This window comes from Paenibacillus sp. 1-8, assembly GCF_056316205.1.
In genome coordinates this window covers 4753436-4765000 of sequence record NZ_CM149995.1, presented here as the reverse complement: position 1 = coordinate 4765000, position 11565 = coordinate 4753436, and the positions used below count along the sequence as shown (strand labels likewise).

The following is an 11565-nucleotide window of genomic DNA, read 5'->3' as shown; positions in this document are numbered from 1 at the left end:
AGTATACGGGCTGACGCCTGCCCGGTGCTGGAAGGTTAAGGGGAGTGGTAAGTCCTTCGGGGCGAAGCTATGAACCGAAGCCCCAGTAAACGGCGGCCGTAACTATAACGGTCCTAAGGTAGCGAAATTCCTTGTCAGGTAAATTCTGACCCGCACGAATGGCGTAACGACTTGGGCGCTGTCTCAACGAGAGATCCGGTGAAATTTTAATACCTGTGAAGATGCAGGTTACCCGCGACAAGACGGAAAGACCCCATGGAGCTTTACTGCAGCTTGATATTGAATTTGGGTACGATCTGTACAGGATAGGTGGGAGCCTAAGAGACTTGAGCGCCAGCTTGAGAGGAGGCATCCTTGGGATACCACCCTGATCGTATCTAGGTTCTAACTTGGTACCGTGATCCGGTACGAGGACAGTGTCAGGTGGGCAGTTTGACTGGGGCGGTCGCCTCCTAAAGAGTAACGGAGGCGCCCCAAGGTTCCCTCAGAATGGTTGGAAATCATTCGAAGAGTGCAAAGGCAGAAGGGAGCTTGACTGCGAGACCTACAAGTCGAGCAGGGACGAAAGTCGGGCTTAGTGATCCGGTGGTACCGCATGGAAGGGCCATCGCTCAACGGATAAAAGCTACCCTGGGGATAACAGGCTTATCTCCCCCAAGAGTCCACATCGACGGGGAGGTTTGGCACCTCGATGTCGGCTCATCGCATCCTGGGGCTGAAGTAGGTCCCAAGGGTTGGGCTGTTCGCCCATTAAAGCGGTACGCGAGCTGGGTTCAGAACGTCGTGAGACAGTTCGGTCCCTATCTGTCGTGGGCGTAGGAAATTTGAGAGGAGCTGTCCTTAGTACGAGAGGACCGGGATGGACGTACCGCTGGTGTACCAGTTGTTCCGCCAGGAGCACCGCTGGGTAGCTATGTACGGAAGGGATAAGCGCTGAAAGCATCTAAGCGTGAAGCCCCCCTCAAGATGAGATTTCCCAGTATGTAAGACCCCTTGAAGACGACGAGGTAGATAGGTTGGGGGTGGAAGTGCAGTAATGCATGGAGCTGACCAATACTAATCGGTCGAGGGCTTATCCTAAGATAAGACGCAATGGAGTTTCGGATCCAGTTTTCAGGGTGTAACACCTTGAAGGTATGTAGAAGATGCATACGACAAGCGCATGGCTATTCATTCACACAATAGGTGATGAAGCGAATAACCCTACGGTAGAATTTGCACAGCAAATTCATGTTTGGTGGCGATAGCGGAGGGGTTCCACACGTACCCATCCCGAACACGACCGTTAAGCCCTCCAGCGCCGATGGTACTTGGACCGCAGGGTCCTGGGAGAGTAGGACGTCGCCAAGCAAAAGCAAGAAGGACCATGATCTCCTTGAGATTGTGGTCCTTTTTTTGTACATTTTTACTATAACTATCTGTTCCTAAGGTTGACAGAGAACCAAGGCTTTGCGACACTCTAAAGGTGTGATCTTTTTGTGGAAGTCCAAGTATGCGAGCGAGGTGACAAACTTATGGAAATCAGGCAATTACAACGTGAGGAATTTGAAGCCGCTATTGAGTTGTCTCAATATGCGTTTCAGTTCACATTATCCCCGGAGGATCTGGAGAAATCGAAGAAGAAATTCAAACCAGAACAAACTTGGGGGATATTCGACGGAACGGACTTGAATGCGAAGCTGACTTTGTTACCGCTACAGGTATACATACAAGGTCAGGTTTTTGACATGGGGGGCATCGCTGGTGTGGCAACGTGGCCGGAAAAACGGCGCGGGGGTCTGGTTTCACGCCTTTTAACGCATGCGCTTGAAGAGATGAAGGATGCGGGGCAGAGTCTTTCTTTTTTACATCCTTTCTCCTTTGCCTTCTATCGTAAATTTGGATGGGAAACGTATATTGAATACAAAAAGTATATCATTCCGATCGATAAATTCCCTGCCAAGCTTAAAACTGAAGGTACGGTCAAACGGGATGTGAAGGATATTTCTGAGCTGGACCAAGTGTATCAAGCCTACGCTTCGCGTTATAATGGTACACTGGTACGAAACAAGGAATGGTGGCAAGAGCGGACATTAAATAAAAACTACCGGACCGCAGTGTACTACTCTGAAGCAGGCGATCCTCAGGGATATGCTTTATACAAAATTGAAGATAAGCAATTGAATTGCGACGAACTGGTATATATTAATGAAACGGCACGGCGGGCGTTGTGGACGTATTTTGCCAATCATGATTCGATGATAACCCAAGGTAAATTTATTTACATTCCGGCCGATGATAATCTGCCATTTCTACTGGATGATCCACGAATTCAGCAGGAAACAGTGCCTTATTTTATGGGCCGCATTGTAGATGCTGCTGCTTTTGTGGAGAAATATCCTTTTGAGGCCATTGGAGAGGAAACACGTTTGACCTTACATCTAACAGATCATTATGCTCCATGGAATGAAGGAATATGGACATTGACGGTTAACGTGGAAGGGCAAGGACATCTGGACAGAGTGGATTCAAGCAGTTCTTCCGAGGACCGTATAGAAACTGACTTGAGTGTGAGTATCCAATCGCTGACCACCCTGATGCTTGGCTATCAGCGGCCTGATGCTCTGTATAAGTGGAGTCGTATTAAAGGGCGCGGCGAGTCTGTATCTGCATTAGAACGTGTAATACCGGTAGCACAAACATTTTTGCTGGATTTTTTCTAATTGTAACGCTCTTAAATGCTCTTGAATCTTCATTTTTTAGGGAATTTAGCTTTAAATACCTATTATAAGGTGTGGATGATTTTACGATATTTTTCAGAACTCTTTCCGTAAAGGGAAGAGTTTTTCTTATATTGTATAAAATGTAATTAGATTGCGAAAAATGATATTGACCCCTTGGCAAAAATATATTTTGTGCTATAATGTGATTATAGTCAAAGAAAGTCAAAGTCAATGGAGCCTGTAGTGCTTCATTAGAATGGTGTGAATACGCTGAGTTTTTAGTCGTATATAATACATTGACACCAACACAGCATGAAAAGATAGACCTGATTTGTTGATAAACATTCACTGTAATCTCATGAGCGTGAGGAAAGGTGTATGGTCTATTACGATTAAAGGTCACACTAGAAGCTAAACGGGATGTTTTTAGGTGAGGACGGAGGGTGAATTAGCTCTGCTACTGGCTTAGATTCGTGACTTTACCGTTTGGTTAAGTTCAATATACGGCGGACTCTGTGGAGCGTGAAATGTACTGAATATTTGCGTTTCCGTTAGTGGAGGATGATGAAATGCGCAATGTTTCCGATATTATTGAACAATATTTGAAGAGCATATTGCTGGAAAGTCCCAAAGGCTTAGTGGAAATTCAGCGTAATGATTTGGCTGACCGCTTTTCCTGCGTGCCGTCGCAAATTAATTATGTAATCAGTACCCGTTTTACGCTGGAAAAAGGCTATGTGGTGGAAAGTAAGCGCGGTGGTGGGGGGTACATTCGCATTCAGCGAATTCAACTGCCCGCACAGCATGCGATCCACACCCATCTCCATCAAAGCATTGGAGAGGAAATTAGTCAATCGGCAGCGGAAGGGCTGATTTATCAGCTGGAGGAAGCTCATTTTTTAAGCAAAAGGGAAGCTGTTTTAATGAAGGCTGCTTTATCAAGGGACACATTATTGCTGAAACTTCCCTATCGTGACCAGCTACGGGCAAGGCTGCTTAAGGCTATGCTGATTTCGTTGCTGGTGGCCAGATAGCGTGTGATTCAAGATTTGGATGTAGGGATTTGTAAAAATCCTGACGCTGAAGGAGGTGCTTTTATGCTGTGCCAAGAATGTAATAAACGGCCGGCAACTTTGCATTTCACCAAAATTGTGAATGGCGAAAAGACAGAGTTTCATATTTGTGAGACGTGTGCGAAGGAAAAAGGGGAGATGATCCCTGGTACACCTAATGGCTTTTCAATTCATAGCCTATTGTCGGGTATGCTGGATTTCGAATCCAGTACAAAGAGCCAGTCGCCAGGCCATAGCGGTCCGCAGAACCTGCAATGCAAGGAGTGTGGCATGACCTATGCACAGTTCAGTAAGCTGGGGCGCTTTGGGTGCCCGTCGTGCTATCAATATTTTGACAGCCGTCTGGACCCGTTGTTCAAGCGTGTGCATGGCAGTACGAGCCATGTGGGCAAGGTTCCAGTTCGCACCGGAGGTCGATTGAAGGTTAAACGGCAAATTGACGATCTGAAAAAAGAGATGCAACAACATATTGTACAGGAAGAATTCGAATCAGCCGCTGAGCTTAGGGATCAAATCAGAGAGCTTGAAAAAGAAATGACTGAAGAGTAAAGTTTGTGAAGAGTAGGAGGGGATGCGTAATGCCTAATATCCGGTTTACGGAAAAGCCGCTAAGTGATTGGATGCGTGGTGATGCTGCGGATTCAGAGATTGTCATTAGCAGCCGGGTGAGAATTGCGCGTAACTTGCAGCATCTGCCTTTTCCCATGCTTGCTACCAACCAGCAGTCGGAAGAAGCACTTCAACGCTTGACGGATATCCTTCAGTATGATGATTTAGGACGCTTTGGTACCTTTCATACCCTGAAAATATCCGAGTTGGATGAGATCGACAAGCAGGTGCTGGTTGAGAAGCATTTGATTAGCCCTAATTTGGCGAACGAATCTCGTAACGGTGCTGTTTTGATTAGCGATGATGAATCGGTTAGTGTTATGATAAACGAAGAGGATCATCTGCGTATCCAGTGCTTATATCCGGGATGTCAGGTTAGAGAAGCTTGGGAACGTGCTATGGTTATTGATGATGCATTTGAGGCGCATGTCGATTATGCATTTGATGATCGTAGAGGCTTTCTGACCAGCTGTCCGACGAATGTTGGCACAGGGATGAGAGCTTCAGTGATGATGCATCTGCCCGCACTGGTCATGACTCATCAGATTAACCGCATTTTGTCTGCTGTTTCACAGGTAGGTCTTACCGTTCGCGGTATTTATGGTGAAGGCAGCGAAGCGGTCGGCAATCTGTTTCAGGTATCCAATCAGATTACATTGGGACAAACCGAAGCGGAAATTATCGAAAATCTGCATGGCGTCGTGCTGCAAATTATAGAGCACGAACGTTCCGCCAGGGAACGGCTGATGAATGAGTCCATGCTGCGGATTACGGATCGGGTGATGCGTTCATTCGGTATTTTGTCATATGCAGCGGTACTGGATTCCAAGGAGGCCGCACAGCGATTGTCGGATGTACGTCTTGGCGTGGACTTGGGGATTTTGGAGCGTCCATCCACCGCAGCGATGAATGAGCTGAATGTGATGACACAACCCGGATTTCTGCAAAAAAGCTTTGGAGATAAAATGAATACCGACGAGCGCGATATGTACCGGGCGAAGCTGATCCGGCAAAAATTAGGCACAACCCTTTAATATATAGAATGATCTGAAATACACACTGTGGAGGTGCAGGATATATGATGTTTGGAAGATTTACGGAACGCGCACAAAAAGTGCTTGCCTTGGCTCAGGAAGAAGCTGTTCGATTGGGACACAACAACATTGGCACGGAGCACATTTTGCTCGGCCTCATTCGTGAAGGTGAAGGAATTGCAGCGAAAGCCTTGATTGGTTTAGGGCTGGGACTGGAAAAAATTCAGGATGAAGTGGAAACGCTGATTGGACGCGGTCAAGAACAACCGACGAACATTGCCTATACTCCACGCGCCAAAAAGGTTATCGAGCTGTCTATGGATGAAGCTCGTAAGCTGGGCCATACCTATGTAGGTACAGAGCATATTTTGCTCGGTCTTATCCGTGAAGGCGAAGGTGTAGCAGCCCGTGTACTGAATAACCTGGGTATCAGTCTGAATAAAGCACGTCAGCAAGTGCTTCAATTGCTCGGCAGCAGCGAGGCTGTTTCCAGCCATCACGGTGCTCCGGCTAATGTCAGCACACCAACGCTGGACAGCTTGGCACGTGATTTGACGGCATCTGCGAAGGAAAACAACCTGGACCCTGTCATTGGGCGTAGTAAGGAAATTGAGCGTGTAATTCAGGTACTCAGCCGCCGTACGAAGAACAATCCGGTTCTGATCGGTGAGCCAGGGGTAGGTAAAACGGCAATTGCCGAAGGACTGGCGCAAAAGATTATTGCCAATGAGATTCCCGAAACGCTGCGTGACAAGCGTGTTATGACACTGGATATGGGTTCTGTGGTAGCAGGCACCAAATATCGTGGTGAATTCGAGGATCGCCTGAAAAAGATTATGGACGAGATTCGTCAGGCTGGAAATATCGTATTGTTCATTGATGAGCTGCATACGCTGATCGGTGCTGGTGGAGCGGAAGGTGCAATTGATGCTTCCAATATCCTGAAGCCTGCTCTGGCACGTGGTGAGCTGCAATGCATCGGTGCAACAACGCTGGACGAATACCGCAAATATATTGAGAAGGACGCCGCTTTGGAACGTCGCTTCCAGCCGATAACGGTAGATCAGCCTTCTCCAGAAGAAGCTATTCAAATTCTGTACGGTCTGCGTGACCGTTATGAAGCGCATCATCGTGTGAAAATTACGGATGAAGCCATTGAAGCAGCAGTAAAATTGTCGGATCGTTATATCACCGACCGCTTCCTGCCGGATAAAGCAATTGACCTTATTGATGAAGCGGGTTCCAAGGTAAGGCTGAATTCCTACACGGTACCGCCAGACCTGAAACAGCTGGAAAACCGTCTGGAAGATATCCGTAAGGAAAAGGATTCGGCTGTACAAAGCCAAGAGTTCGAAAAGGCGGCTGCACTGCGTGATACAGAGCAGAAAATTCGTGAAGAGCTGGATGTTACGAAAAACCAATGGAAAGAGCAACAGGGACGTACAGATTCCGAAGTAACACCGGAGGATATTGCTCAGGTCGTTGCGATCTGGACAGGTGTTCCGGTCAGCAAGCTGAAAGAGGAAGAAACGCATCGCTTGCTGAACATGGAAGAGTTGTTGCATGAGCGGGTCATTGGGCAGGATGAAGCAGTTAAGGCAGTTAGCCGGGCTATTCGCCGGGCACGTGCCGGACTGAAAGATCCGAAGCGTCCAATCGGCTCCTTTATTTTCCTCGGTCCAACCGGGGTTGGTAAAACCGAACTGGCACGCGCGTTGGCTGAATCCATGTTCGGAGATGAAAATGCGGTTATCCGAATCGATATGTCCGAATACATGGAGAAGCATTCCACGTCCCGTCTGGTAGGAGCGCCTCCAGGATATGTTGGATATGAAGAAGGCGGTCAATTGACTGAGAAGGTACGTCGTAAACCTTACTCTGTCGTACTGTTGGATGAGATTGAAAAAGCACATCCAGAAGTGTTCAACATTCTCCTGCAAGTGCTGGAAGATGGACGTCTGACGGATTCCAAAGGTCGTGTCGTCGATTTCCGCAACACACTTATCATCCTGACATCCAATGTGGGTGCACAGGCGATCAAACGCAACTCAACGCTGGGCTTTACAGCTGTTGTGGACGCTGGAGCGGATTACGATAACATGAAGGGCAAAGTGATGGATGAACTGAAGAAAAGCTTCCGTCCCGAGTTCTTGAACCGGATTGATGAAATTATCGTTTTCCATTCTCTCGAAGAAAAACATATCGCCGAAATCGTGTCGCTCATGTCCGAAGAGCTGCGTAAGCGTCTGAATGAGTACGAGGTTGATTTTGAGTTGACAGACAAGGCTAAGGCATTCCTTGCGAAGGAAGGCTTTGATCCGGCATATGGTGCGCGTCCATTGCGTCGTGCAATCCAGAAGCATATCGAGGATCGTCTGTCCGAGGAGCTGTTGTCGGGTAATATCACTAAAGGCGATTCTCTCTTTATTGATGAGAAGAATGGTGCGTTGACCGTTACGAAAAAGGATAACGTATCCGCGAAGTCCTGAACATTGTACTGAGCAGGCAATAAAAGTTAATGATAATCATCGGCTTTTGCCCAAAAAGGACAGAGGTACGATAGGTTAGCACAATAAAAGTGGTTAGAAAGGGTGTCTCGCAGGCTGAAAAGCTGTGGCGAGGGCACCCTTTTTGCGTATAAAGCACTGTGGAGTGGTCGGATAAGTGCTTTGGAAAAGTTTGTGATATCGCTTTACGTCCGCCAAGCTTCAATGGTAAACTTTTATTATTACAGCTCTTTCCGGGCTGTGTGATGATAAATCCGACATTGATCGTTGTCATATAAGGAGCCAAGGAATAAAGTATGGCTAAAGTGAAAACTAAATTTTCCTGTACGGAGTGCGGTTATGAATCGCCCAAATGGTATGGAAAATGTCCCGGATGCCAGGCATGGAATTCCATGGTGGAGGAAACGGAAAGCGTTGTTAAAACTCAAGGACTGGGTTCTTCCCTTCTTACTCATAGCACAAAAGATAAACCGCTCCCTATTATCGAGGTGGAGAGTGGCAAAGAAGCACGAATTTTGACGGGAATTGGCGAATTGAATCGCGTGCTTGGAGGAGGCGTGGTGCCGGGTTCACTCGTTCTGGTGGGCGGTGATCCGGGGATTGGAAAGTCTACCCTTATGCTACAGACATCAAATGAGCTGGCTTTAACCGGTTTAAAGGTGCTTTATGTGTCAGGTGAGGAATCCGTTCGTCAGACGAAGCTGCGTGCTGACCGTCTCGGTGCCTTGTCCCCCAACCTATACGTATTATGTGAGACGAATTTGGAGACGATTGAAGAAGCGGTAGACAGCTTGAAACCGGAGTTTCTGGTGATTGACTCTATCCAGACTGTATATTTGCCTGAGGTGACGAGTGCGCCGGGGAGTGTAGCACAGGTACGGGAATGTACTTCACGTTTTATGCGGATTGCCAAGGGATTAGGGATTGCAACGGTGCTGGTTGGACATGTGACAAAGGAAGGGGCCATTGCAGGCCCGCGTCTGTTGGAGCATATGGTCGATTGCGTGCTTTATTTTGAAGGAGAGCGCCATCATACGTATCGGCTGTTGCGTGCGGTTAAGAATCGTTTTGGCTCTACGAATGAAATTGGTATTTTTGAAATGGCTGAAAGCGGCTTGCGTGAGGTGTCGAATCCTTCCGAGCTGTTCTTGTCCGAACGACCTCTGGGGGTGGCTGGTTCCACAGTCGTCGCCAGTATGGAAGGGACCCGACCTGTATTAGTTGAGCTGCAAGCGCTGATTGCGACTACACATTTTCCTTCTCCGCGTCGAATGGGTACAGGGGTTGACCATCACCGAATGGGATTGATTATAGCCGTGTTGGAAAAGCGGATGGGTATGTTTTTGCAAAATCAGGATGCGTATCTAAATGTGGCCGGGGGCGTAAAACTGGATGAACCAGCGGTGGACCTGGCTATAGCGGTGAGTATTGCTTCCAGCTTTCGGGATGCGCCTACCAAGCCGTACGATGTGATTTTTGGCGAGGTGGGGCTGACGGGTGAGGTGCGTGCTGTATCCAGAGCGGAGCAGCGTGTGCGTGAAGCAGAGAAGCTCGGTTTTAAACGGGTGATTATGCCGGAGAAGAGTCTGAAGGGCTGGACGCATCCGAAAGGGATACAAATTGTAGGAGTAGGAACGGTGGCAGATGCATTGGCAGCCGCATTAGATTAGGGGGCAATGAGAATGAAAGAAGCGAGCCAACTGGATAAAATGAATGATTTGCTGCGGCTTGTGGCACCGGGAACTCCCTTTCGCGACGGACTGGAAAACGTGCTGCGCGCCAAAACGGGCGCTCTTCTGGTCGTTGGCTATAGCCCGGAGGTAATGGAGGTCGTGGACGGCGGCTTCTCGATTAACTGTGATTTTTCGCCGAACTATTTGTATGAACTGGCTAAGATGGACGGTGCCATCATACTGAGCGAGGATTTGAAACGGATTTTATACGCAAATACGCAATTGATTCCTGATTCTTCTATCTCATCGATTGAAACGGGTATTCGTCACCGGACAGCGGAGCGGGTTGCCAAGCAAACTGGCAAGTTAGTCGTATCTATTTCTCAGCGGCGTAATATTATTACATTGTATCAGGGAACGCTGAGATATGCGCTCAAGGAAATTGGAGTTATTTTAACCAAAGCCAATCAGGCCATTCAGACGCTGGAAAAGTATAGATCTGTGTTGGGGCAAGCCTCGACGAATTTGACGGCCTCCGAATTTGAAGAATTAGTGACCATGCCCGAAGTGGTAAATGTTATCCAACGGATCGAAATGGTGCTGCGCATCAAAATGGAAATCAAACGATTTATTAACGAGCTTGGGAATGAGGGCCGTTTAATTTGCATGCAGATGGATGAGCTTGTCAGTAATATCGAGGAAGAGGCTTGGCTACTGTATAAGGATTATGCCAAAGACGATAGCGATGAGAAAATTCGTGGCATCATATTGGGTCTCAAGCGTTCCACGGACGATGACCTGCTGGATGCAAATCATATTGTGCGTTTGCTGGGATACCCGTCTTCGGCTGCGACATCAGAAGAATATATCGTGGCGCGCGGTTATCGGGTGCTGAACAAGATACCACGTCTACCGAATGTGATCATTCACAATCTGGTGGAGCGGTTTGGACGTTTTCCGCATGTTATGACAGCGACGATTGAAGAACTGGATGAAGTAGATGGCATTGGAGAAGTCCGTGCGCGTACCATTAAAGAGGGACTCAAACGATTGCAGGAACAAGTTTTCATTGACAGGCAAATGTAAATGTAATACAGTGAAAGGATTATAATGGAACAATTCATACATTGAGGTGAAGAGATGATTACCAAATCAATTCCGAACATGTGTACCTTGGGTAACTTGTTTCTCGGAATGATCGCCATTTTATTGGCCGTAGACGGAAAATACAGTCTTGCCGCTATTATGGTTATTGTCGCCATGTTGTTGGACGGACTGGATGGACGAATGGCCCGGGCGCTAAATGCCCAGAGCGAATTCGGTAAAGAACTGGACTCCTTATCAGATATGATATCTTTTGGTGTAGCTCCCGCAGTTATTATGTACATGGTTGCTTTTCATGATGCTAATTCGGCTTTGGCCTGGACGGTTACGGCTATTTTTCCGATGTGCGGAGCGTTACGTTTGGCTCGTTTTAATGTACGTCCCGGTATACCGGGTTATTTTACAGGCTTGCCGATTCCGGCAGCAGGTGGAGTGCTGGCGACTTTATCTTTGTTTCATAATGATGTCTCCATGTTATACATGTCGGTTGCGATGCTACTTGTCTCTTATTTGATGGTCAGCTCGATGAAATATCCGAATTTAAAAAAGGTGGGCCTTCCGAAGAAAGCGATCTGGATCGCTCCATGGGTTGTGGTTGCTGCCGTTGTACTGGCAGTTAAATTCCCGGATCAATTATCGAAGCTGATTTTCGTACCGTTGGTGCTGTATGCATTGTATGGCATGAAACTTAATATCCGTAAGCTGTCACGTAGACGTGGGCGCGGACGGGGACGTTCCACTCAGGAAGAACAGGATGATCAATATCGTCATTCACAGCATTAGAATTAAGCGAGAAAACAAATGAGCATTTATTTCCTTGAATCATTTCAGGGAGATAGATGCTTTTTTTTATGCATAAAAAA

The 11565-nt window shown here is 47.4% G+C and carries 8 protein-coding genes and 2 rRNA genes (1 of these 10 running past the window's edge); all 10 read left to right on the top strand.

Features of this window, described 5'->3' with window-relative positions; translation table 11 throughout:
* Window positions 1–1080, top strand: a 23S ribosomal RNA gene (locus AC0WRU_RS22035) (it extends 1848 nt beyond the left edge of the window).
* Window positions 1081–1233: 153 nt separating this feature from the next.
* Window positions 1234–1350, top strand: a 5S ribosomal RNA gene (gene rrf, locus AC0WRU_RS22030).
* 164 nt (window positions 1351–1514) lie between these two features.
* Complete coding sequence (locus AC0WRU_RS22025) at window positions 1515–2702, top strand: GNAT family N-acetyltransferase (RefSeq protein WP_476126288.1); 1188 nt, start codon at window positions 1515–1517, stop codon at window positions 2700–2702.
* Window positions 2703–3271: 569 nt separating this feature from the next.
* Window positions 3272–3736: a CtsR family transcriptional regulator gene (locus tag AC0WRU_RS22020; protein ID WP_476126287.1), complete on the top strand. Its 465-nt coding sequence runs from the start codon at window positions 3272–3274 to the stop codon at window positions 3734–3736.
* A 63-nt stretch (window positions 3737–3799) separates the two neighbouring features.
* On the top strand, window positions 3800–4324 hold the full coding sequence (locus AC0WRU_RS22015) for a UvrB/UvrC motif-containing protein (RefSeq protein ID WP_025685962.1): 525 nt from the start codon (window positions 3800–3802) through the stop codon (window positions 4322–4324).
* Window positions 4325–4353: 29 nt separating this feature from the next.
* Window positions 4354–5418, top strand: coding sequence for a protein arginine kinase (locus tag AC0WRU_RS22010; protein WP_476126286.1), 1065 nt, complete (start codon window positions 4354–4356; stop codon window positions 5416–5418).
* Window positions 5419–5462: 44 nt separating this feature from the next.
* Window positions 5463–7907 (top strand): ATP-dependent protease ATP-binding subunit ClpC, encoded by a 2445-nt coding sequence (gene clpC, locus AC0WRU_RS22005; RefSeq protein WP_476126285.1) that lies wholly within the window; start codon window positions 5463–5465, stop codon window positions 7905–7907.
* A gap of 314 nt (window positions 7908–8221) precedes the next feature.
* The gene (gene radA, locus AC0WRU_RS22000; protein ID WP_025685959.1) at window positions 8222–9595 is read left to right on the top strand and encodes a DNA repair protein RadA; all 1374 of its coding nucleotides are present in this window, start codon (window positions 8222–8224) and stop codon (window positions 9593–9595) included.
* Between the two features lie 12 nt (window positions 9596–9607).
* A complete protein-coding gene (gene disA, locus AC0WRU_RS21995; protein ID WP_476126284.1) occupies window positions 9608–10684 on the top strand; it encodes a DNA integrity scanning diadenylate cyclase DisA in 1077 nt (358 codons plus the stop codon).
* 54 nt (window positions 10685–10738) lie between these two features.
* Window positions 10739–11485 (top strand): CDP-diacylglycerol--serine O-phosphatidyltransferase, encoded by a 747-nt coding sequence (pssA, locus tag AC0WRU_RS21990; RefSeq protein ID WP_476126283.1) that lies wholly within the window; start codon window positions 10739–10741, stop codon window positions 11483–11485.
* Window positions 11486–11565: the final 80 nt, after the last annotated feature.

Excerpts from the sequence above, each read along its gene's own strand:
- clpC (WP_476126285.1), top strand. The coding sequence starts at position 5,463 with ATGATGTTTGGAAGATTTACGGAACGCGCACAAAAAGTGCTTGCCTTG.
- AC0WRU_RS22015 (WP_025685962.1), top strand. The coding sequence starts at position 3,800 with ATGCTGTGCCAAGAATGTAATAAACGGCCGGCAACTTTGCATTTCACC.
- pssA (WP_476126283.1), top strand. The coding sequence starts at position 10,739 with ATGATTACCAAATCAATTCCGAACATGTGTACCTTGGGTAACTTGTTT.
- radA (WP_025685959.1), top strand. The coding sequence starts at position 8,222 with ATGGCTAAAGTGAAAACTAAATTTTCCTGTACGGAGTGCGGTTATGAA.
- AC0WRU_RS22010 (WP_476126286.1), top strand. The coding sequence starts at position 4,354 with ATGCCTAATATCCGGTTTACGGAAAAGCCGCTAAGTGATTGGATGCGT.
- disA (WP_476126284.1), top strand. The coding sequence starts at position 9,608 with ATGAAAGAAGCGAGCCAACTGGATAAAATGAATGATTTGCTGCGGCTT.
- AC0WRU_RS22025 (WP_476126288.1), top strand. The coding sequence starts at position 1,515 with ATGGAAATCAGGCAATTACAACGTGAGGAATTTGAAGCCGCTATTGAG.
- AC0WRU_RS22020 (WP_476126287.1), top strand. The coding sequence starts at position 3,272 with ATGCGCAATGTTTCCGATATTATTGAACAATATTTGAAGAGCATATTG.